Origin of the sequence: Pseudomonas sp. SK3(2021) (assembly GCF_016772375.1) — a bacterium.
GTDB classification, from domain to species: Bacteria; Pseudomonadota; Gammaproteobacteria; order Pseudomonadales; family Pseudomonadaceae; genus Aquipseudomonas; species Aquipseudomonas chlororaphis_I.
The window spans coordinates 4,515,032-4,536,112 of sequence record NZ_CP061943.1; the positions used below are offsets into that span (position 1 = coordinate 4,515,032).

At 59.4% G+C, this 21,081-nt stretch carries 19 protein-coding genes, 1 tRNA gene and 2 pseudogenes; 10 read left to right on the top strand and 12 right to left on the bottom strand.

What is annotated here, in order from left to right:
- Positions 1–112 precede the first annotated feature (112 nt).
- The 3 genes from catA to IF690_RS19710 are packed head-to-tail and all read right to left on the bottom strand — an operon-like array spanning position 113 to position 2,544.
- A complete protein-coding gene (gene catA / locus IF690_RS19700; protein WP_202697026.1) occupies positions 113–1,042 on the bottom strand; it encodes a catechol 1,2-dioxygenase in 930 nt (309 codons plus the stop codon).
- A gap of 51 nt (positions 1,043–1,093) precedes the next feature.
- Positions 1,094–1,384, bottom strand: coding sequence for a muconolactone Delta-isomerase (gene catC, locus IF690_RS19705; protein ID WP_202697027.1), 291 nt, complete (start codon positions 1,382–1,384; stop codon positions 1,094–1,096).
- Positions 1,385–1,416: 32 nt separating this feature from the next.
- Positions 1,417–2,544, bottom strand: a complete 1,128-nt coding sequence (locus IF690_RS19710) for a muconate cycloisomerase family protein (RefSeq protein ID WP_202701645.1) — start codon at positions 2,542–2,544, stop codon at positions 1,417–1,419.
- A 125-nt stretch (positions 2,545–2,669) separates the two neighbouring features.
- Between IF690_RS19710 and IF690_RS19715 the strand changes: the two genes are divergently transcribed.
- Positions 2,670–3,563, top strand: a complete 894-nt coding sequence (locus IF690_RS19715) for a LysR family transcriptional regulator (RefSeq protein WP_202697028.1) — start codon at positions 2,670–2,672, stop codon at positions 3,561–3,563.
- Positions 3,564–3,800: 237 nt separating this feature from the next.
- Positions 3,801–4,172, top strand: coding sequence for a PH domain-containing protein (locus IF690_RS19720; RefSeq protein ID WP_041988250.1), 372 nt, complete (start codon positions 3,801–3,803; stop codon positions 4,170–4,172).
- A gap of 12 nt (positions 4,173–4,184) precedes the next feature.
- Here IF690_RS19720 and IF690_RS19725 read toward each other — a convergent pair.
- Positions 4,185–4,466, bottom strand: a pseudogene (locus IF690_RS19725) (LysR family transcriptional regulator substrate-binding protein); the annotation flags it as partial.
- 402 nt (positions 4,467–4,868) lie between these two features.
- On the opposite strand from IF690_RS19725, the gene IF690_RS19730 reads away from it, so the two are divergent.
- Together IF690_RS19730 and IF690_RS29065 are read left to right on the top strand one after the other, a co-directional pair.
- Positions 4,869–5,462 (top strand): hypothetical protein, encoded by a 594-nt coding sequence (locus IF690_RS19730; protein WP_202697029.1) that lies wholly within the window; start codon positions 4,869–4,871, stop codon positions 5,460–5,462.
- A gap of 125 nt (positions 5,463–5,587) precedes the next feature.
- On the top strand, positions 5,588–6,547 hold the full coding sequence (locus IF690_RS29065) for a fimbrial protein (RefSeq protein WP_252189501.1): 960 nt from the start codon (positions 5,588–5,590) through the stop codon (positions 6,545–6,547).
- A gap of 331 nt (positions 6,548–6,878) precedes the next feature.
- Here the strand turns inward: IF690_RS29065 and IF690_RS19740 are convergent, their stop codons facing one another.
- The 6 genes from IF690_RS19740 to katG form a co-directional block, all read right to left on the bottom strand.
- The gene (locus IF690_RS19740) at positions 6,879–7,232 is read right to left on the bottom strand and encodes a BON domain-containing protein (protein ID WP_202697030.1); all 354 of its coding nucleotides are present in this window, start codon (positions 7,230–7,232) and stop codon (positions 6,879–6,881) included.
- Between the two features lie 285 nt (positions 7,233–7,517).
- Positions 7,518–8,504, bottom strand: coding sequence for an RES family NAD+ phosphorylase (locus IF690_RS19745; RefSeq protein WP_202697031.1), 987 nt, complete (start codon positions 8,502–8,504; stop codon positions 7,518–7,520).
- Positions 8,505–8,545: 41 nt separating this feature from the next.
- On the bottom strand, positions 8,546–9,454 hold the full coding sequence (locus tag IF690_RS19750; RefSeq protein ID WP_202697032.1) for a sce7725 family protein: 909 nt from the start codon (positions 9,452–9,454) through the stop codon (positions 8,546–8,548).
- Positions 9,415–10,173: a sce7726 family protein gene (locus tag IF690_RS19755; RefSeq protein WP_215729799.1), complete on the bottom strand. Its 759-nt coding sequence runs from the start codon at positions 10,171–10,173 to the stop codon at positions 9,415–9,417. The genes IF690_RS19750 and IF690_RS19755 overlap by 40 nt, the downstream gene beginning before the upstream one ends.
- A 535-nt stretch (positions 10,174–10,708) precedes the next feature.
- Positions 10,709–10,987, bottom strand: coding sequence for a DUF3077 domain-containing protein (locus IF690_RS19760; protein ID WP_202697034.1), 279 nt, complete (start codon positions 10,985–10,987; stop codon positions 10,709–10,711).
- A 904-nt stretch (positions 10,988–11,891) separates the two neighbouring features.
- Positions 11,892–14,156, bottom strand: a complete 2,265-nt coding sequence (gene katG / locus IF690_RS19765; RefSeq protein WP_202697035.1) for a catalase/peroxidase HPI — start codon at positions 14,154–14,156, stop codon at positions 11,892–11,894.
- Positions 14,157–14,601: 445 nt separating this feature from the next.
- Here katG and IF690_RS19770 point away from each other — a divergent pair, with 445 nt between their 5' ends.
- From IF690_RS19770 to yecR, 4 genes and pseudogenes are all read left to right on the top strand, one after another.
- Positions 14,602–15,192 carry a hypothetical protein gene (locus tag IF690_RS19770; RefSeq protein ID WP_202697036.1) on the top strand — a complete coding sequence of 197 codons (591 nt, stop codon included), beginning with the start codon at positions 14,602–14,604 and terminating at the stop codon, positions 15,190–15,192.
- A gap of 114 nt (positions 15,193–15,306) precedes the next feature.
- Positions 15,307–16,101, top strand: coding sequence for a nucleotidyltransferase domain-containing protein (locus tag IF690_RS19775; protein ID WP_202697037.1), 795 nt, complete (start codon positions 15,307–15,309; stop codon positions 16,099–16,101).
- A 255-nt stretch (positions 16,102–16,356) separates the two neighbouring features.
- Positions 16,357–16,902, top strand: a pseudogene (locus IF690_RS19780) (LysR substrate-binding domain-containing protein); the annotation flags it as partial.
- Between the two features lie 164 nt (positions 16,903–17,066).
- Entirely contained in the window at positions 17,067–17,378 is a 312-nt protein-coding gene (gene yecR / locus IF690_RS19785; protein ID WP_202697038.1) for a YecR family lipoprotein, read from the top strand.
- Positions 17,379–17,429: 51 nt separating this feature from the next.
- On the opposite strand, the gene IF690_RS19790 is transcribed toward yecR, so the two are convergent.
- Entirely contained in the window at positions 17,430–19,070 is a 1,641-nt protein-coding gene (locus tag IF690_RS19790; protein ID WP_202697039.1) for an ATP-binding response regulator, read from the bottom strand.
- 345 nt (positions 19,071–19,415) lie between these two features.
- Here IF690_RS19790 and IF690_RS19795 point away from each other — a divergent pair, with 345 nt between their 5' ends.
- The gene (locus IF690_RS19795) at positions 19,416–20,021 is read left to right on the top strand and encodes a LuxR C-terminal-related transcriptional regulator (RefSeq protein ID WP_202697040.1); all 606 of its coding nucleotides are present in this window, start codon (positions 19,416–19,418) and stop codon (positions 20,019–20,021) included.
- Between the two features lie 105 nt (positions 20,022–20,126).
- On the top strand, positions 20,127–20,819 hold the full coding sequence (locus IF690_RS19800) for a glutathione S-transferase family protein (RefSeq protein WP_202697041.1): 693 nt from the start codon (positions 20,127–20,129) through the stop codon (positions 20,817–20,819).
- A 142-nt stretch (positions 20,820–20,961) separates the two neighbouring features.
- On the opposite strand, the gene IF690_RS19805 is transcribed toward IF690_RS19800, so the two are convergent.
- Positions 20,962–21,036, bottom strand: a tRNA-Gln gene (locus IF690_RS19805).
- Positions 21,037–21,081 lie beyond the last annotated feature (45 nt).

Below are 21,081 nucleotides of genomic sequence, written 5' to 3' on the forward strand. Positions count from 1 at the left end.
CGTTCGTCCCCGCGGCCCATCACGCAAAACATCGACCACGCCCCACAACGGCAAAAACCACGGGACAACCGTCAAGTCATCCCGTGGCCCCGATTCGGGCTCTGCCGTCGCCTCAGTTCTCCAGCGCTCGTACCCGCTCCAGGCGCTGCTGCTCCTCGGGCTGGGCGGACGGCTGCAGGGTGAAGTCGAAGTCGATCTCGGCGAAACGCCCGCTGACCCCATGCTGCGCCGCACGCTGCTGATCGTCGCTGAAAGTGATCTTGGCGATCAGCTCGTCGCGGGTGGCGTAGGCGAAATCGTCATGCAGGTATTCGTCGCCATCGAGGTTGATCTGGGTGGTCAAGTGACGGTGGCCGTCGGCCGAGATGAAGAAGTGGATATGGGCCGGACGCTGGCCGTGGCGGCCCAGCTGGTCGAGCAGCTGCTGGGTCGGACCGTCCGCTGGGCAGCCGTAGCCCGAAGGCACGATGCTGCGCAAACGGTAGCGGCCTTCGGCATCGGTGACGATGCGGCGGCGCAGGTTGAACGCCGACTGGGCGCTATCGAAGTAGGAATAGGTGCCGCCGGTGTTGGCGTGCCAGACGTCGACAATGGCCCCGGCCAGCGGCTGGCCGGCGGTGTTGCGCACCTGGCCCTGCATGAACAGCACCACGCCCGGATCGCGACCATCGTCGAGGCGTGCCTCGCCCTGGCTCAGCGGCGCACCGGCCACGTACAGCGGGCCTTCGATGGTGCGCGGGGTGCCACCGGTCTTGCCGGCCTGTTCGTCGGCGGCGTCCATCAGCAGGTCCAGGTAGTGCTCCAGGCCCAGGCCGGCCACCAGCAGCCCGGCTTCCTGGCGGGCGCCGAGCACGTTGAGGTAGTTGACCGCCTTCCAGAATTCTTCCGGGGTCACGTCGAGGTCTTCGATGATGTTCACCGTGTCACGCAGGATGCGGTACACCAGGGCCTTGGTGCGCGGGTTGCCCTGGTCGTTGAACTGGCCGCTGACTTCTTCGAGAAATTTCTGGGCACTGGCCGTGTGGGAAATTCGGACGTTCATGGTTATTCCTCATCTTGTATTTATTAGAGTGTGGAGCGAGCCGGCGGGGGCTCAGCGGTCATCCGCACGAATGGACGAAGGATGCCTGCACAACGCGTTCACTTCGATGGCCATGTAGGGGTACAGCGGCAGTTGCATCAGCAGGTCATGCAGTTCCTGCGCGCTGTCGACGTCGAACACGCTGTAGTTGGCATACAGGCCGGCGATGCGCCACAGGTGCCGCCACGTGCCCTGCTCCTGCAGGCGCTGGGCCAGGGCCTTTTCGTCGGCCTTGAGCTGGGCGGCGCGCTCGGGGTTCATGTCGACCGGCAGGTTCACGGTCATTTTGACGTGGAACAGCATGGTGCTCTCCTTAAGACGTGATGAATGGCAGTTCAGGCTTTGTCGCGGCGAAAGAACGCCAGGCGCTCCTCGTCCAGGCTCAGGCCGAGGCCCGGCGCCCGGGATACGTGCAACTGGAAATCGCGGTACAGCGGCGGCTCGGCGAGGATGTCCTCGGTCAGCAGCAGCGGGCCGAACAGTTCGGTGTCCCAGCTCAAGGTATTGAGGGTCAGGAAGGCATGGGCCGAGGCCAGGGTGCCGATGCCGCCTTCGAGCATGGTGCCGCCATACAGGCCGATGCCCGCCGCCTCGGCGATCGCCGCGGTGCGCAATACCGCGCGCGGGCCGCCGTTCTTGGCGATCTTCAGGGCAAACACCGAGGCCGCGCCTTCGCGGGCCAGGTTGAAGGCGTCTGCCACGCATTCGATGGATTCGTCAGCCATGATCGGCGCCGGGCTGATGGCATTCAGGCGCACCATGCCGGCGCGGTTGTTGCGCGAGATCGGCTGTTCGATCAGGTCGATGCCGTTGCCGCCCAAGACCCGGCAGGCGCGCACCGCCACCGCTTCGTCCCAGGCCTGGTTGACGTCGACCCGCACGCTGGCGCGGTCGCCCAGGGCCTTCTTGATCGCGATCACGTGGGCCAGGTCGCGGTCCACCTCGTCGGCGCCGATCTTCAGCTTGAAGATGCGGTGGCGACGCAGGTCGAGCATCTTTTGCGCTTCGGCGATGTCCTTGGCGGTGTCGCCGCTGGCCAGGGTCCAGGCCACCGGCAAGGCGTCGCGCACCCGGCCACCGAGCAGCTCGCTGACCGGCAGCCCCAGGCGCTTGCCCTGGGCGTCGAGCAAGGCGCTTTCGATACCGGACTTGGCGAAGGTGTTGCCGCGGATGCTGCGTTCCAGGCGCTGCATGGCGGCATTGATATTGGCACCGTCCTGGCCAAGCAGCAGCGGCGTGAAGAAGCGGTCGATATTGGTCTTGATGCTGTCCGGGCTTTCATTGCCATAGGCCAGGCCGCCGATGGTGGTGGCTTCGCCCAGGCCTTCGATGCCGTCGATGCTGCGCAGGCGGATCAGCACCAGGGTCTGGTTCTGCAGGGTGTGCATCGCCAGCTTGTGCGGGCGGATGGTCGGCAGATCGACAATGATCGTTTCGATCGATTCAATGGCACTTGAAAGCATTTCCATACCCATCAGGTTCTCGAAGTTATGAACCCGATTCTCGTACGGCTTTTTCCGGGGTTCCAATATAGAATTGGTCTGGCTCGATACCTTGAAGGTATCAAACCTTTGCCTGCGGAGGCCTTATGGAACTGCGTCATCTGCGTTACTTCCAGGTGCTGGGCCAGACCCTCAACTTCACCAAGGCCGCCGAGCGCCTGCACATCGCCCAGCCGCCCCTGAGCCGGCAGATCCAGCAACTGGAAGAGGAACTCGGGGTGTTGCTGCTGGAGCGCGGCCGGCCATTGCGCCTGACCGAAGCCGGGCGGTTTTTCTATGAGCACTCCAGCGTGCTGCTGGAGCAACTGGCCAAGGTCTGCGACAACACCCGGCGCATCGGCCACGGCGAAAAGACCTGGCTCGGCATCGGTTTTGCCCCCTCGACCCTGTACGGCCTGCTGCCGGAACTGATCCGCCGCCTGCGCAGCCACGAGACCCTGGCCCTGGAACTGGGGCTGTCGGAAATGACCACCCTGCAACAGGTGGAAGCCCTCAAGGCCGGGCGCATCGACATCGGCTTCGGGCGGATCCGCATCGACGATCCGGCCATCGTGCAGAAGGTACAGGCCGAGGATCGCCTGGTGGCCGCCCTGCCCGCCGGCCATCCGCTGATCGGCCAGCCGGTGAGCCTGGCGCAACTGGCCGACGAACCCTTCGTGCTCTACCCCGGCAACCCGCGCCCGAGCTACGCCGACCACGTGATCGCGCTGTTCAACACCCACGGCCTGAACATCCGCATCGTGCAGTGGACCAACGAACTGCAGACCGCCATCGGCCTGGTAGGCGCCGGCATCGGCATCACCCTGGTGCCGGCCTCGGTGCAATTGCTGCACCGCGACGACATCGGCTTCAGCCCGCTGCTGGAAGCCAACGCCACCTCGCCGATCATCATCAGCCGCCGGGTCGGCGACGTATCGGCCGGGCTCAGCCACTGCCTGCGGATGATCGACGAACTGCGCGCGAAATATCCCGACGCCTGAGCCCGTCCCTTTTGAATGCTTGTCGGCGCCAGCGTCCGCTATCGCCGGCAAGCCTGGCTCCTGCGTGCGCGCAAGCGGTTGGCGATTGCGCCGGCGTTCCGATCGGCAAAAACGCGTGTGCAGAAAAGGGATACAGGCTCGCGCTCCCTGCCGCTCCGAGCGCCGTGCCAAAGGTCAAGCCCGACAATACAATCGGCAAAAACCCTGGCAGCTCACTTCAAGAATAAGGACTCCCCCATGATCGACTTCAACAACAAAGGCTTCTTCAAGCTCAAGCAAAACGACGAATACGCCGAGCGGGTCAGCGCCCTGCTGCTGGAAGGCGAGCAGGTGATCGATGCCTATAAAGCCATGCGCGACGGCGTGGTGTTTACCAACAAACGCATCATCGCGGTCAATGTGCAGGGCATCACCGGCAGCAAAAAGGACTTCACCTCCCTGCCCTACAAAAACATCGTCGCCTACTCGGTGGAAACCTCCGGCACCTTCGACCTGGACTCCGAGCTGGAGATCTACTTTTCATCGCTGGGCCAGGTGAAGTTCGAATTCACCGGCAAGACTTCGATGGTGGAAATCTCCAAGCACATTTCCAGGCATCTGCTGGGCTAGGACGCCGGGGCGTCAATCAGCGCTCAAGCCCCACAACACCTCCAGCACATGCTGGGTCGAGCGCTCCACCTCGCCGTCCCGGTGGGCAATGCCCAGTTGGCGCCACAGCGGTGGCTGCAACGGACGCATGGCTATCCGCGGGTCGGGCAGCGGCGCGGCGGCTTCGCGGGGCAGCAAGGTAGCGCCATAACCGGCGGCCACCAGGCTCTTGATCGCATCGTTGTAGTTGAGCTGGATGCGCGCCGTGGGCTGCTGTCCGCCCAGGGCGAACCACTCCGAGGCTTGCTTGAGAAGGCCAATGCCGAAAAGCCTTAAGCCAGATGCGAAAAGCCCGGCACTTGGCCGGGCTTATAGGTAGTCAACGCTTCGACCTAAAGCAAAAGACCTTCTCAGTGGAGGGCTACAGATCAAGTCGTGGAGGGTAAAAGCAGGAGGCTCACGGGTGGCAAGCTCTACAAAGATAGGCTAAGTCCTATTAGTTGACTGCATCGTGCTTGGGGCGGGCGTCATGAAGATGGTATTCGGCGGAATGAAAAAATCGCATCTGGATCGGGTCCTTTTTGCAAAATCCACAATTAGGGCGTTTTCTAACCTATGCTTTGTTAATTCCATACCCAAAAAATTCTGAGATTCAGTTGTTGAGGCAGATGTTGTTCCGAAACGCTATAAGGACTTTTATTGGAAGGAACCTTATTTATGACAATAGCATATCGAGACGATCTGATTACTGTTGAAATCAATGTAGATATAAGTGACATGGCCATTGGCAATAGCCAGGCAGATCTGTCAGATGGAATTAAATTTACGATCAGGTCTGAAAATGCCCACATGATTCAATTTAAGTCAAAGTTAATGAAGTGGCTTGAAGGCCCCAAAAAAGGCACCATGGACAGTGATATCCCAGGATTTTCCAAGAGTGTTAATGAGTTGGAGTGGGGGGTTGATGTTTTTGATGAAGATAAACCTAATCCATACTATGACGAGAGTGGCGCCTGCGTCAGAAGTGGTGGGTGCACGATAATTGCTGATCAGCCCGACGTCAGCCATGTGGTAAACGCTGACTACAATGAAGAAACGGGTACGTTTACGAAGTATCCGGTAAAGAATATGTTTTGTGGTGCAAGCATAATTATTGTTGATAATTCTGTGCGGCGCGTTGTTGCCTGGACTCGCACAGGAACTTCAGAAGGTTACTACTACAGGGTGCGCGTAGCAGAGCTTGGCCGGCTGTCACTAGCGTGGAGAGATGTGCTTATAAAAAATGGTTTCAATGTCCCGCCAGTTGCATAGGAGATTCTTCTTTCAAGCTGCACAATAGGCCAGGAAGAAATTTAAGGTTTGTCCTATGTTCCTCGCTCTATTTACTCTTTATATTTCACCCTCCTTACCTATACTGTCACTTCTATCGACACCACATGGACCTTAAAAAACCAACCCGGTTACGCTCGCTGCTTGACTTTATAGTCATAGTAGCGCTTGCGCACTCTTCGAGTACTTTGGCCGCGAACTGCTCATTCTTGACGGGTGGGGAGTTCACAGCCAACTACGCCGGCAGGTCCAGTGCCCTGTCTATTCCCGCAGATGCGCCCATTGGAACGGTGGTCTACAGGGAAACCATAATGGTCCCGGCCCAGGCCTTTCAATGCGACGCCTCGGCACCTTTTATTTTTTCTTTAGATCCGAAGCTAGGCAGTGTTGATAGAGGTAATACTTTCCCCCTGGGCAAAACAGGCCTCTCATTTAAAATCAAGAACGATATAAATGGCTATTTAAATGCAGCTCGAATATTGCCGGCTTATATATATACGGACCCCGCCAGGATTTACACTATTGAAATTATAAAATCCAGTGACCTTTCATCGCAAAGTACAATCCCCGCCGGCTATCTGGGAGCACATATATGGGGCAACCTTACCTTGGTAAAAGTCAACCTGCTCAAACCGATAACTTTGAATTCGGCATCTTGCCGCTCCCCATCAGTTCAGGTGAGGATGGGGAACGACTACCGTTTAGAAGAGTTCGGTACCGCCGGTGATGCACCTCGTGTGAAAAAATTCAACATTGCTCTCAATGAATGTCAGGGCGGTATAAAAAAGGTCACCTATTCCCTGCATGCCACCTCTCAGGTCCTCGATAAAGAAAAAGGGCTCGTAGCGCTCAGCTCTGAATCCACGGCTAAAGGTATTGGTTTGAAACTGATGAACGATATTGGGCAACCTATCGCCCTGGATACTAGTTATACGTTCAACGAGTTCGACCCAACAGGTAAAAACTTCCAAATACCCCTTTCTGCCGCCTATTACCGCCTGGCCGACACTCAGTTAGAGGCTGGCTCCGCCAACGTATCCGTAACCTTTACTATAAATTACTTGTAACGCTCTCAAACCACCGCCAATAGCCCTCACCGGCTTCGCAATTGCAATAAGTCTTTGGGCTATTATTCAGAATGGCCAGTTACTGAACTGTCGGCACTTAGGCGTTGCAATGGCTTGCGATGTACTTTTTACATCGCAAGCCATTGATGCTCGGAAGCTTATGCCTGCTAGATCTCCTGTACCCACTCACATAACTATGTGCCGTTAGGGTACAAGTCTTTTACGGTGGGGCTTTCAGCGTGCCGATGATCCTCCTGAGCTCCTGCCAAAAGGGCTATCGAACCCCGCGCCGACCAGTGTTCCTGGCACGACGCTCAAGCAATCACCTTCATCATTTGTTGTCGTCCTTCTTCGTCGACGACGGCGAAGAGTATTCGCTGCTCTCTTCAGCGTTGGGCGCTTCAGGCAGGCTGCCCGGCGTGAACATATGGGTCAGCAAGTCGCTGGCCTCGATGTCGACGACGCCATGCACGGCACGGGTCAGGCTGACGGCCTGTTCACACTGCTTATGGGTGTTGAGCCGACCGCTCAAGGTAACGATGCCCGCATGGGTTTTGACATTGATATGCAGGCCGCGGGTCGGTTCGGCAAAGGCCAGGGCCGACTTAACTTTGGTGGTGATCCAGGCATCGTGAACGGCCATCTCCAGGCCATGGGAGTAATGCTGGAAGGAATGAAGTTTCATGGCGGGCCTCCTCTCGCGTAATCAGTTGGGCGTCCCGTCCCATTGGTGGGACTGCCCCCTGCCTGGCGGGTGAGCCTGATGGGTAGCGGACGGGCGTGGCGGTGCTCACCGGGCAAATGGGGTGCTTGTTAATTATAGTTCGGGGGTTGGATGGGCGGGGTTGGCGGGGGCTTTGGTCGTCCGATGGACTTCTCGTGAATGGCGGTTTTCGGCCAAAAGCGGCCGTTTTAGAGCAGGGAAAATAAATCTGTCCCCTTTGCTCCTGGGTTGAAAAAAACAGCCTTTTTAGCCAAGTTCGTATTCGTGAACTGTCCTGTTAACTATATACATTTTCGGCTCCGTAAGAACTAAAGTGTCGCCATCAAAGAATACGAAGTTTTTCCCGTTTCCGAATGAGCTGTTGAAAATGAGTCCATCGAACTTTGCTTCACTCTTGATGAATTCGCAAAGAAACTGAGTAGGGATATAGTCCAGATTCCCATTTTCCGGCCTGACGGGTTTGGATAGTTCTTCGGAGAACAGTTCAAGTAGCCCAAGGAATCCTAACGCAACGGATAACTGCTCCTCTCCGAAAGCAGAGGCGGAGCACAGCTTTCGGGGAGAGGTTAAGTCTAGAACAGAGAGCTCCCGGACTGGTGTAATCTCAGATACATATATACAGCTTGAATTGCTAGGCCTTACTTCACTAATGCAAGTTTGTAACGTATCTGCAACATAAAGGTAAGGAATTCCCAGTGGATTAGCCCTTCCGCCTGTAACTCGCTCGCGTGGTGGGCAGCCCATTTGGTTGGCGCCCAACGGGGCTTCCGATATTCTGGCTCTGAAGAAACTCTCTCTCTCATTAACAGGAGTTTTTAGCTGTTCCAGAAGCTGAAATAGAACTCCCTCCGTGCCGTCGGTAGTTGACCTACTGAACAGTGATGAGTGGATAGTAGCCTTTGGGAAGAAGCGATTCTTATGTTTGAGCTCAAACTTAAATTCCTCCCACTGCTCCGTATATGTAGCGACGTTAAACTCGAACTGGAATCGCCGATCAGCCGCGCCTTCCCCAAAGATATCGTTGATTAATGCAGTTGGTTGACGAACTTGCTCGCTAAAGAGCCCGTAAAACTCTAGGACTTGAGAAAATTTATGCCCATTTTCATCTGCAGATAAACCGTAGGTAAACAGTTCGAGTTTGTCGGTCAAAGTCGCCGGGTCTATACAGGACACTTGATTTGAACCGCAGTAACTGCAACGGCTGATCTCCCCTTCGGAAATGATCTTCGCCACAATTACTGAGTCTTGAAAGCATCGAACGCAGCATCTAGGCATCACTCACCCCGAACAAATTCGCAGGTAGTCTCAATGTGATGTTTCATTGAGTATTTCTTTACTTGCCCTAATCCAGGGAATGGATTTCCACGAAGACTCAATAGCTCGTTAAGGCCTCGCGTCTCAATAAATACTCCCGGATTTTCAACTATATAGTCGGAGACTTTATCAAGCGCCGACTTGAATTTCCCCCCGGGGTTTGCAGGCGAGTCGTCATTGAAAGACGAAAAGTGCCGAACATACATCGCATCAAATTCATCATCATCAACATAACTAAGATGTATGGTTACTACATACGCTGGGCCACCCGCCTCACTATACTCCTCACTCAAGATAGTATAGTCACCAAACCCTATTGCGTTCTTATAAGTTCTCCACTCAGTATGAAGGGAGGAATAAAAAGATTTTTCTTTATAGTCAGCATTTCTGACCTTTTTTTCAAAAAAATCGCCGAAAAGCACAACGTTCTTTAAGCGGGATATCGCACCTGAGTGGGCTCTATCTTTATTTACAAGAACACAGCTCGCTTCTTGTAACTGGTCTAATAACGCTTTATCTATTCCACTCTCTATAAAGACCGCGCTATCAGACAGAGAAAGTCCATACTTGGCTAACAAAGATAGATCTTCAGCATTTTTTGCTTTTATGCACGGAGTGAATTTTGCGGTGGTTTTTATGAGTTCAAACAATCCCTCAGAACCCTTGGCAAAATCACCTATGGCTGGATTTATTACAACTAAAGGAACTATTCCTGATTCGGATAGCACTTCTACTGTCTTGATAAGGGGGGTGAGATTACCTCTCACGGGCTCAATCACAGGACGAATTACGTCAGATTGAATATGCCCTGCTAGCTCTCTTAGAGCTATTAGCTCAAATTGCTTGCCTCGTAGAATCGGGTAGTACATAAAGCATCCTTACTAAAGATTTTGTTTAAGTTCTCTACAAGACCACGCCTTTGATCGGTTCGCAGCTTAAATCCTATTCCTGCCATTAATAATGAACGCGGAAGTGAAAGCACATAGCTCTTCTCAACTTTCCTGCTCTGCTTCAAAGTAGAGCAAAATGCTTCTCGAACATCCTCAGACGGAGAACTTTTGAGAATTTCCTCACAAGCGGAAAAGATTTCTGTGTTTGGATAGTCGATGTTCGCCCCGGAAACTCTTGAAGCAATTTCCTTGTACTCGTTTACCCGTAAAGATCGCATTAATACCGGAACATCGACCGGATCCTTAGACACCTCTGCCTCTCGAATTACGCGCAGGCTTTTTTTAGACGTTAGCTCAATTATACCAATGTCATCCCAACAAAGATTCTGCACTTTATCCAGGTGGGTTTTACCTACAACAACATATGTTTTATCAAAAACCTTTCGATAGAAGGAGAGCTGCTCTGGTAATCTATCTAAATTATCGAAGTCTGACTTTATTTCGTAGCAAGTAGAGCTGCCATTTAATATCACGCAATCGGCCTTGCTACGTCCAACTCTGAACTCTGGTAAAACTGTTGCAGTGTTAACGGAATGCCGCCCGAGCAAAAGCCTTTCAGCGACGGTATTTTTATAAAAATACTCGCTTCTGTAATCTCTTGAAAGCTCGGAATATGCATGGTCAATAACTTCGGCCACCGTGAAACTGTCTTTAAGCGAGTCTCGGTAGAGTGTTGCAATGTCCAATAGATAGGAAAAATCTCCAGATGCAATCTCAGCAATACGCTTGCTTGAGAAAAGCCTTGCTGCATCCCTAGTGGTTAACAATCTATTAGCCTCACACACTGTTATTGCTGCAGTCTACGACCATGTTCATCATCTCCAAGTCTGCTCTATGTCAGTTTAAGCGCACGCTTAGGCAAACCTGTCGAGAAAGCGTGCCGCTTCTCTGGTGCAGACAGCTTTCCCAAAAGTGGAATATACCAGCCTCTGCACCACGATGGGCAGGAGGTAGGTCTCTGCCGATAGCGACTCACGTTGAGCTTAGCTGGCTGAAATGACCGCCAGCAAGGAGTACCGAAATCATGTTTAGAAGGCGCAGATTCATTTTTCCCTACTCTAAACGTCGGCTTTTGGCCAAAAGCAACCCTCCATACAATAAAACGCCACTCATCACCCACGATAAGCGGCGTTTTTCTTGGTTCACGCAAAAAAGCCTCAAATCAAAACCAACTCACCGCACTTCTCCCCCCTTCAACCCCAAACAAACATCATCAATCACCGCCTTCCCCATCTCCGCCAGAAAATGCGACGCCCAGGCGTAGCGCTCGCCCTGCTCTTCCATGGCGGCGTCCAGGGCGAGCTTCTTGGCGTAGTACAGCAGGGTCGAGGCGTGTTCCAGGGCTTGCTGCAAAGGCACATCGGCGTTGACGCGGAACAGGGTTTGCTCAGGATCGGCGCAACTGCCGAAGGTGACGAAACCCAGGGTTTTGATGGGGGTTGAAGTGCTCATAGATCACCTCCTGCGACAGCCAGGAAGCGGGTCTTATTGAGCGGATGAAGGCGAAGCGAAAGGCAGCAAAATACAGACAGCTTACGGGCGTACATGGTTGAACCTCCCATATCAAAAAGAGAGCTGCCATGTTCGTTATCAGGCGAAAGGGTGGCAGCTGTGCGTAGGCTGATAAACCGGAGATACAGGAATCCGGCAGACCCGAAGGTCTCCCACGCACAGCCGCCATTACACGAGAAGACGGACACAAAAATGCGCCTGCAATCGTAGTAACGGGCGCTTGTGCGCCTGCATCTTACCGGGTTATCAGACCCGATCGCTGATTTTGCAGCGACAGGGGCAGACTAGGTCTGTGGCCGCCAAGGAACAACCGCTAAACCGTCGCTGTTTATGTCCATGCCCTGCCCCTCGAACACCCCGCCACTCGCCTGCCCCTGTCGGTGCGCCCTCTCGGCCCGCATCCACGGCGCTATAGCCTTTCGGCCCGGCAAAAAAACGCCTCCCCACAGGAAGGCGTTTCAGTCTTGTAGAAATATCGAGCAGCATTTTTGCGGCCCTTTGCCCTAATGCCGGTCAGTCAGCGCGCGGTAGGGGCAGCCGGTCGATGCTCGATTGCTCGCGATGGTCGTTAGCGATAGTGCGTACTTGGTGGGTAAGCGCGGTGCTCTTGAGTTCATCGCGAGCTCGCTCCTACAGTCGCGCCCCACAGTTACAAGGACTATCGGTCGCCCGTCGCGATGGAGAGGCTGGCTGAGTAGAACCTGAACCGGTGTCCAGAATGACTTGACCAGCTCATTACGGTTTTTCAGGCGCACCGAATGGCTTATGCAGCGTCTACTCCGAGCCTGAAGCCCCAACCTGAACACTCAGGTCGGGGTTTCATTTCTAGGCCTCAAAACCGCCCTCACCTCAAATCAAACCGATCCAGATTCATCACCTTGACCCAGGCCGCGACGAAGTCCTGCACAAACTGCTCCTGCGCATCGGCGCTGGCATAGACCTCGGCCAAGGCCCGCAACTGGGCGTTGGAGCCGAAGACCAGGTCGACGCGGGTGCCGGTCCATTTGACCTGGCCGGTCTTGCGGTCGCGGGCTTCGAACTCTTGCTGGGCGTCGGACAGCGGTTTCCATTCCACGCCCATGTCCAGCAGGTTGACGAAGAAGTCGTTGGTCAGTGCGCCCGGGCGCAGGGTGAAGACGCCGTGGGGGGCGTGGCCGACGTTGATGTCGAGCACCCGCAGGCCGCCGATCAGCACGGTCATTTCCGGCGCGGTGAGGGTCAGCAGTTGCGCCTTGTCCACCAGCAGGGCCTCGGCGGGGACGCGGTAGCGGCCCTTGAGGTAATTACGGAAGCCATCGGCGATGGGTTCGAGGTGCGCGAAGGACTGGACGTCCGTCTGCTCCTGGCTCGCGTCCATGCGCCCTGGGGAGAATGGCACTGAGATGTCGCGGCCGGCGTTTTTCGCCGCCTGTTCGATGCCAGCGCTGCCGCCCAGCACGATCAGGTCGGCCAGGGAGATTTTCTTGCCGCCGGACTGCGCACTGTTGAAGTCCTTCTGGATCCCTTCGAGGGTCGCCAGCACCTTGGCCAGTTGCTCGGGCTGGTTGGCCGGCCAGTCCTTCTGCGGGGCCAGGCGCAGGCGCCCGCCGTTGGCACCACCGCGTTTGTCGGAGCCGCGGAAGCTTGCCGCCGCTGCCCAGGCAGTGGACACCAGTTGCGCAACCGACAGGCCCGAGGCCAGCAGCCTGGCCTTGAGGGACGCGATGTCGCTGTCATTGACCAGGGCATGGTCCACCGCGGGGATCGGGTCTTGCCAGAGCAATTCTTCGTTGGGCATTTCCGGGCCGAGGTAACGCGAGAGCGGGCCCATGTCGCGGTGGATCAGCTTGTACCAGGCGCGGGCGAAGGCGTCGGCCAGCTGGTCCGGGTTCTCCAGGAAGCGCCGCGAAATCTTTTCGTAGACCGGGTCGAAGCGCAGCGACAGGTCGGTGGTCAGCATGGTCGGGCTGCGCCGCTTGGACGGGTCGTGGGCATCCGGGATGGTGCCAGCGCCCGCGCCGTTTTCTGGCGTCCACTGGTGCGCCCCCGCCGGGCTCTTGGTCAGTTCCCACTCGTAGCCGAACAGGTTTTCCAGGTAGTTGTTGCTCCAGCGGGTGGGCGTGGTGGTCCAGGTCACTTCCAGGCCGCTGGTGATGGCGTCGGCGCCCTTGCCGGTGCCGAAGCTGCTCTTCCAGCCCAGGCCCTGCAGCTCCAGGCCGGCGGCTTCGGGCTCGGGGCCGACATGGCTGGCGGGCCCGGCGCCGTGGGTCTTGCCGAAGGCGTGGCCACCGGCGATCAGGGCCACGGTTTCTTCATCGTTCATCGCCATGCGGGCGAAGGTCTCGCGGATATCCACCGCCGCCGCGACCGGGTCCGGGTTGCCCTCGGGGCCTTCCGGGTTCACATAGATCAGGCCCATCTGCACCGCGGCCAACGGGTTCTCCAGGTGGCGCCCCTGGTCGGTGCGGCTTTCTTCATTGCCCGGCTCGGCCACCAACTGGCCCTCACCGGCCTCTTGCATGGCGGCTTTGTCCGGCTTGCCATAGCGCGTATCGCCCCCCAGCCAGGTATTTTCGGCGCCCCAGTAGACGTCTTCATCCGGCTCCCAGGCATCCGGGCGACCACCGGAAAAACCGAAGGTCTTGAAGCCCATGGATTCCAGGGCGACGTTGCCGGCAAGGACGATCAAGTCGGCCCAGGAGATGTTGCGGCCGTACTTCTGCTTGATCGGCCACAGCAGGCGGCGCGCCTTGTCCAGGCTGACGTTGTCCGGCCAGCTGTTGAGCGGTGCGAAACGCTGCTGGCCGGAACCGGCGCCGCCGCGCCCGTCACCGGTGCGGTAGGTGCCGGCGCTGTGCCAGGCCATGCGGATGAACAGCGGCCCATAGTGGCCGAAGTCGGCGGGCCACCAGTCCTGGGAGTCGGTCATCAGCGCATGCAGGTCTTGTTTCAGGGCCTGGAAATCCAGGCGTTTGAAGGCTTCGGCGTAGTTGAAGTCCTCGCCCATGGGGTCGGACAGGGACGAGTGCTGGTGCAGGATCTTCAGGTTCAGTTGGTTCGGCCACCAGTCGCGGTTGGTCGTGCCACCGCCGGCGGCGTGGTTGAACGGGCATTTCGATTCGTTTGCCATGAGGAGCTACCTTTGGTCGTGTTCATCCAGCTATCTGGCCCGGTGGGGCACTCGATAGCGACAGGCGAAAGCAATGACATAGGTTGCGGGGCTCACAGTTCGCTCAACTGATGGGTGTGGCCACAGGGCATGCTGCAGAGCGGCAAGCGAGTTGCCAGGACGGTGGCCCACGGTAAGCCCGGTACGTTTCTGACTCGTTCTTCGTTATCTCTCGATCAGGTCTCATCCGGCCGGCTCACGCCAGCGCTGAATTAAGGCTAGACCCTCTGTGGCGGATCGCTAATAGCCGGACTATTGGTTGTTGATAGGGACAATCTTTTACCCGGCCCCCAAGGCCGAAGCCGATGCCAGGGACAGCGCCCGCGGGGGGGCGCCACAGGCGTTTTTTTTCCCGACTGCCCCGCCTTTTCGTCCGCCCGACGCGTACCGGGCACGGGAGAAGAGCATGAACCAGCGCCCGCGTTGCACGGCCATCCACGAAGCCGGCCACGCCCTGGCCTTTTGGTGGAACGGTCAGCCGATCGCCCGCGTCAGCGTGCGCACCAGGGCCGAAGCCGCCGCGGGGCCGATGCTCGATCTGCGCGGCAACCTGCGCTATGTAGAGGGGTTGGTGGAGGCCGATTACCTGGTCCCGCGCCCCGCCTTCGATGCCCCTGGAATTGCCGAGTACCTGCCGTCGATGGTCGAGTCCATCGAGCGCGACCTGCTGCATTGCTTTGCCGGCCCGGTGGCCGAGGCGATCTACCGCCATGGCCGATCCGACAGGCTGATAAAAGGCAGCGGCCGCGGCGACCTGAGCCGCGGCCACGAGCTGATCAGCCTGCTGCCGCCGCGCAAGCTGCTCGACGCCGAATCCCGGGCCATGGCCCGCGCCAGCTGCCTGGTGCATCGCTACTGGCCGGCGGTCGGCGCGCTGGCGGACCTGCTGCAAGAGCGCGGCACGGTCGAGGGGCAAACCATCAGCGCATTGCTGTGCGCGATCAGCGGCGAGTCGCCGACGCCGCTCGGTAACGATCTGGCGAGCCTCGACCCGTGACGGCGTGGCGCTGAACCGCGCCGGCTTGCGCGATCCGTGAAGTCAGCCAGACTGTCTGCCAACCGCCCGCTTGGCCCGGGCTGTTTTCATCGCCATTGCCCCATCGAGATCACCATGTCGCAGTACCCAGGCGTCGACGCCGAAGGTTTTATCCAGTCCCTGCCCGACCAGCCGTTGCAACCGGCGTTCAGCCCTCTGGTGAATGAGTTGTGCGCGATGCTCTCGCGGCGTTTTCCCGCGCTGCTCGATGGCCTGTACCTGTACGGCAGCGTGGCCCGTGGCGATGCGCGGCCGGGCACTTCCGACCTGGATGTGACCCTGGTCCTGGCCTGGGTGCCGAGCCCCGCGGAACGCCAGCGGCTGGAAGAGACTCGGCAAGCGCTGGAGGCGCGCCACCCCGAGGTGTCGAAGATCGATTTCGACATCGGTGTGCTCAGCGAGGTGCTGGCGCCCGACAATCGCTACCGCTGGGGGTTCTGGCTCAAGCATCAGTGCCGTTGCATCTGGGGCAATGACCTGGGGCTGCGCTTCGAGCCCTTCCGCCCGAGCCGGACCATCGCCCTGGCGCTGAATGGCGATTTCCCCCAGGTGCTGGAAGGCTACGCGCAACAGTTGGAGCAAAGCCGCGAACCTTTGCAGCAACAACGCCTGCAACGGGCCGCGGCGCGCAAGGCGCTGCGCTCGGCCAACCTGCTGCGCGGCGAGCAGGAACGCGGCTGGCCGACCACCCTGGAGGAGCACGCGCAGCTGCTGACGGCGGCCGAACCGGGGATGGCCGAATACGCCGCGTTCTTCCTCAAGCAGGCCTATGCGCCCCAGGGCTCGGTGAATGAGTTCGTGCAGCGGCTGCGGGCCTACAGTGCGTTGCTGGCGGGGGAAAGCGCTCAGGATCAAACGGCCTATCGATAGGAGCGGCCGGTCGATGGCTCGCGACAGGGCCCGACCTCCTGCTTCGAATGACATTAGGTTATCGCGGACAAGCCTCGCTCCAGAGGCTGGGGTGTCTTGCCGCCACGTCCCGCCATGGCGATGTGCTAAGCCATTGAATCCAACGTCCGCCATCGACGCTGCTGGTCAGCAACGCCATCGCCGCCCATCCCGCCGCCAGGGCAAAGGTGAAACCCATGCCGCTGGCGATGGCCCCGGCGCTTGCCGTGGTGAGATCGCCTGCGCGCCGAAGCCCCTGGGGTGCGCCTGCATTTCCTGCAGAAAACCGGCAAGGACAGCACGCTCCTGCGCGACGGCACGGTCGACCTCGACACCGGCGTGGTGGACGCCAACACCAGCCCGGAAATCCACACCCGCGAGCTGTTCCGCGATCGCTTTATCGGTGTGGTGCGCAACGGCCATCCGCTGAGCAGCGGGCCGATCGGCGCCGCCCGTTACGCCGCCGGCGAGCATGTGCTGGTATCGCGCCAGGGCCCGGATCGCGGGCTGGTGGACGATGCGTTGCAGGCGGTGGGCCTGGCGCGCGATATCGCTACCGTCGTTGGCGGTTTCTCTGTCGCCCTGGCACTGGTCCGCGCCTCGGACCTGATCGCCGCCGTCCCCGAGCGCCATACCCACAACCTGCGCAGCGGCCTGCACAACTTCGCCCTGCCGGTGGCCATACCGGAAATCACCGTGTCCATGCTCTGGCACCCGCGAATGAACAGCGACCCGGCGCATCGCTGGCTGCGCGACTGCGTGCGGGAGGTCTGCGGGGAGTGAAGCGATTTGGCAAACGCCAGCCCGCCCTAGCACATCCGTGCTAATCGACCCCTCCTTCTTCCGGGGCTATATTCCCCGGCAACCCCCAGTGTCCCCCAGCGCCGCGGTTTTGCGGCGCGAGGGATGGTTGTGCGTGAAAAAGAACAACACCAAGGAAGCCCCCTATGAAATTCACTTCAATGACGATTCTTGCCCTCGCCACGCTAGTCCTGGCGGGCTGCGCCACCCCTAAACAGTGGGAGGCCACCGGAGGCAGCAAAACCGATGGCGTAGTGCAGATTTCCTATGAACAGGGCCAGTTCGAAAACGGCCAAAGCGATGCCGCCCAGGGCTTGGCCGTGGCCACGGCGCGTTGCCAGGTCTGGGGTTTCAAGCGCGCCGAACAATCGGGCTCGGAAAAGTCCGTCTGCCGGACCATGGGCCAGTACAACTGTCTGCAAACCACCGTGACCCAAGACTTCCTCTGCAAGCGATAAGCCCCGCGCCTGCGGCCGCTCTCCTTGTCCAGGTAAAGGAAACGGGCTCCATCACGCCTCGGGCATGACCCGCGCCAGCGCTGCCGGCGCGCAATGCTGACGCAGCGCACGCAAGCTGCCGCGCAGTTCGGCCGGCCGCACCGGCTTGGACAGGATGGCGATATTGCGGTCGTGCAACGCGGCCTGGATCTTCTCGACTTCGTGCCCGGTGAGGATCAGCGCCGGCACCGCCCAGCCGCGCTGCCGGCGCAGGCTGTCGATGCACTCGATGCCCGTGGCGTGGTTGCCCAGGTCATAGTCGGCGACGATGATGTCGCAGTCGCTGACCAGGTCCTTAGCGCAAAGCTCGGCCTGGACCACACAGCCCCAGCGCTCGAGCAAGGCCGAGGTGGCCAGCAGCACATTGCGATCATCCTCCACCAGGCACACCTTCAAGCCGGTCAGCAGCCCCGCCTGCCGAGCCTCGTCGAGGCTCGCCGCCTGCGGCTGCGGTGGCGCCAGGGGCAACCCGTACAGGCTCACCGCGGTGCCGTGGCCAAGCCGCGAACGGATCGCCACCTCGAGCCCCATCAACTGCCCCAGGCGCTTGACGATGGACAGGCCCAGGCCCACGCCTTCGACGTCCTTGTCCCGTTGCTCGCGCACCCGATAGAACTCTTCGAACAGGTTCGGCAGGTGTTCTTCGGCAATCCCCCGGCCCTGGTCATAGATGACGATGGCCAGCCCCGCGCCGCGCTTGCGCACGCCGATCAGCACCGGTCGCCGCGCCGCGTACTTGAAGCAGTTGGACAGCACGTTCTGGACCATGGTGGCGAGCAGCGCCGGGTCCGCCCGGACCCAGTGCGAACAGGGGCGCAGGCGCAACTCGACCCCGGCCCAGCGCGCGGCCTCGGCGTTCTGCCGCAGCTGGTCGGCGAGGAATTCCCCCAGGTGCAGGGCCTGGTAACTGGGTTGCACCCGTCCGTTGTCCAGGGTGTAGAGGTCGAGAATCGAGCGGAACAGCTGCGAGACGTTGAGCAGCGAGCGGTCGATGTTGTCCACCAGGCGCCGCTCCTCGTCGCCCAGGCGCGCCTCGCGCAGGCAAGCGGTGAACAGGCCGATGGAGTGGATCGGCTGGCGCAGGTCATGGCTGGCCTGGGCGAGAAAACGCGACTTTTCCAGGTTGGCGGCAATCGCCTCTTGCGAAGCCTTGCGCGTGCGTTCCAGCAAGATATGGGCGTAGATCGGGATCACCGTGCTGGTGATCAACAGCATCAGCACCATGAAGGGTTGCGCCTGCCATAGCGGCGTCAGGCGGTAGATGGCCAGCAGCGCCAACAACGCCAGGACCGTGGCGATCGCCAGGTAACGCGAACCGAAGCGCATGCCGTTGCCCAGGTTGACCCAGACCATCACCGCGTACAGCGGCAGCGCCGCTTCCCCGCCGACCACCAGGCCGAACGCAGTCCCGGTGTAGTCATAGACCATGCCCAGGACCCGTCGCGCCGGATAATGCCCGGGCCAGCGCACGATGGCCTGGCGCAGGACAATCGACAGCAGCAGGAACAGGCAGATGTAGATCACGATCGGCAGGTAGGTATCGACCCGCTGCCCGGGCAGGAAACCGAGCACGCTGATATAGGCCAGGGCGCAGCTGCCCACGATGATGCGCAGGTTGGCCTGGGCGAGCTCGGTGTTTTTCTCGAATTTCATGGGGAACATCCTTGTGCGGCAGTCGTCGTATCCAGCACGAACCAGGCAGTTGCCTGGCCCACTGCTAAAGTAGCTGCCTCAGGGTCTGTACGAAAAGTCGGCGAGCGAAGGTCAGGCAAGGCGCAACGACCAACGGGAGTAACAGCCGAAGGCTGGCCCGGAGGGTGAGCGCAGCGAATCAAAACAGGCGAGGAACGGCTGGGGTCGCATCCGACTTTAGGGGCCTAAATGAGCATTCCAAGCCTGTTTTTAACGCAGCATAGCCTGCGTAGCGCCGAAGGCGCCCAGCGCGCAGCCACTTATCGTACAGAGCCTAGGAAAGCTCGACCCAAGGAGAGTCACCCCATGGCATGCCGGATTATCATAGCCGACGATCACCCGCTGTTTCGCGAGGGCATGTTGCGCACGGTCCAGCGCCTGCTGCCGGAGGCGCTGATCGAGCAGGCCGGCGACCTGGACAGGGTACTCGCCCTGACCCGGGCCGGCGACGAACTGGACACGCTGATCCTCGACCTGCGCTTTCCGGGCCTGACCTGCGTCAGCCAGCTGGCCGAGTTGCGCCAGCAATTGCCGCGCACCACCCTGATCGTGGTGTCGATGGTCGATGACCAGGCGCTGATCGGCGAAGTCATGGCCGCCGGCGTCGATGGTTTTATCGGCAAGAATATCGCCCCGGACGAGATTGGCCAGGCCGTCCTGGCCATTCGCGAAGGCGAGGTGCTGGTCAAGTTCGCGCCTTCCGGGCTGCTGCCCCTGGGCACCGGCGCCACCCTGACCACGCGCCAGCTCGAAGTGCTGCGCCTGATCGCCCAGGGCAAGACCAACAAGGAAATCGCCCGCGAACTGGAGATCTCGCCCTTCACCGTGCGCATCCATGTGTCTTCGCTGCTGCGCACCCTCAACGTACCGTCGCGGGCCGCGGCGGCGGTGAAATATTCAGGGGGGCTGTAGCCCGGCTCGTCGCCTGCCAGCGCGTGGCCACCCAGGCAGGCCGATACTGTGTGGGTTTCCCTGCTGGCAAATGGTGCGTTCCACACTTCGCCGAGGAACCGGAAAATGCCGCTGACCCTGTATTTCCATCCGCTGTCGTCGTTCTGCCACAAGGTGCTGATCGCCCTGTACGAACGGGGCGTCGCCTTTGAAAAGCGCATCATCGATCTGGCCAACGACGCCGACCGGGCCGAGCTGCAAAGCCTGTGGCCGCTGGGCAAGTTCCCGGTCATCCGCGATCACGCCCGGCAGCGCGACGTGCCGGAATCGAGTGTGATCATCGAGTACCTGGACCGGTTCCATGGCCGCCAGCAGCCGTTGATTCCCAAGGATTGGGAGAGTGCGCTGGAGGTCCGGCTGTGGGACCGTTTCTTCGACAGCTACGTCCAGGGGCCGATGCAGCGCATAGTCGCCGATCGCCTGTATGGCACCCACGGCGACCTGAGCCGGGAACGCGCAGCCCTGCTGAACGCATACGCCGTGCTCGAGCAGCGCCTGGCGTCGCGAATCTGGGTAGCCAGCCCGGACTTCAGCCTGGCCGACTGCGCCGCCGCCCCGGCCCTGTTCTATGCCAGCACGCTCGTGGCCTTTACCGACGACCATCGCCACCTGAGCGCCTATTTCGAGCGGCTGATACAGCGTCCCTCGTTCCAACGGGTCATCGACGAAGCCCGGCCCTACTTTGTCCATTACCCGTATGCCGAGGCCATCCCACAGCGCTTTCGCCAGCAGTCGGGCAAGAGCGCGGTGATGGAGTGATCCAGGCACAGGAAAACCGGCCGCTCGAGCATCCACGCGGATGGCGGGGCATGACGGAAGCCTTTGATAAAACAGAAAAGGGGTGTTTCGGGAGGACTCGCCTCATGCCTGGCGGCTGAGGGGTACCTGGATGGGTAAGAGATGGCAGGGGCGGCTGGATTCGAACCAACGCATGGCAGGATCAAAACCTGCTGCCTTACCGCTTGGCGACGCCCCTATCTCTGATATTGCCTGCCCTTGCTGCAAGGCCCGCGGGGGACCT

Bases quoted from the DNA above. Each gene is read 5' to 3' on its own strand.
- catA (WP_202697026.1), bottom strand. From the start codon at position 1,042: ATGAACGTCCGAATTTCCCACACGGCCAGTGCCCAGAAATTTCTCGAA.
- catC (WP_202697027.1), bottom strand. From the start codon at position 1,384: ATGCTGTTCCACGTCAAAATGACCGTGAACCTGCCGGTCGACATGAAC.
- IF690_RS19710 (WP_202701645.1), bottom strand. From the start codon at position 2,544: ATGCTTTCAAGTGCCATTGAATCGATCGAAACGATCATTGTCGATCTG.
- IF690_RS19715 (WP_202697028.1), top strand. From the start codon at position 2,670: ATGGAACTGCGTCATCTGCGTTACTTCCAGGTGCTGGGCCAGACCCTC.
- IF690_RS19720 (WP_041988250.1), top strand. From the start codon at position 3,801: ATGATCGACTTCAACAACAAAGGCTTCTTCAAGCTCAAGCAAAACGAC.
- IF690_RS19730 (WP_202697029.1), top strand. From the start codon at position 4,869: ATGACAATAGCATATCGAGACGATCTGATTACTGTTGAAATCAATGTA.
- IF690_RS29065 (WP_252189501.1), top strand. From the start codon at position 5,588: ATGGACCTTAAAAAACCAACCCGGTTACGCTCGCTGCTTGACTTTATA.
- IF690_RS19740 (WP_202697030.1), bottom strand. From the start codon at position 7,232: ATGAAACTTCATTCCTTCCAGCATTACTCCCATGGCCTGGAGATGGCC.
- IF690_RS19750 (WP_202697032.1), bottom strand. From the start codon at position 9,454: ATGTACTACCCGATTCTACGAGGCAAGCAATTTGAGCTAATAGCTCTA.
- IF690_RS19760 (WP_202697034.1), bottom strand. From the start codon at position 10,987: ATGAGCACTTCAACCCCCATCAAAACCCTGGGTTTCGTCACCTTCGGC.
- katG (WP_202697035.1), bottom strand. From the start codon at position 14,156: ATGGCAAACGAATCGAAATGCCCGTTCAACCACGCCGCCGGCGGTGGC.
- IF690_RS19770 (WP_202697036.1), top strand. From the start codon at position 14,602: ATGAACCAGCGCCCGCGTTGCACGGCCATCCACGAAGCCGGCCACGCC.
- IF690_RS19775 (WP_202697037.1), top strand. From the start codon at position 15,307: ATGTCGCAGTACCCAGGCGTCGACGCCGAAGGTTTTATCCAGTCCCTG.
- yecR (WP_202697038.1), top strand. From the start codon at position 17,067: ATGAAATTCACTTCAATGACGATTCTTGCCCTCGCCACGCTAGTCCTG.
- IF690_RS19790 (WP_202697039.1), bottom strand. From the start codon at position 19,070: ATGAAATTCGAGAAAAACACCGAGCTCGCCCAGGCCAACCTGCGCATC.
- IF690_RS19795 (WP_202697040.1), top strand. From the start codon at position 19,416: ATGGCATGCCGGATTATCATAGCCGACGATCACCCGCTGTTTCGCGAG.
- IF690_RS19800 (WP_202697041.1), top strand. From the start codon at position 20,127: ATGCCGCTGACCCTGTATTTCCATCCGCTGTCGTCGTTCTGCCACAAG.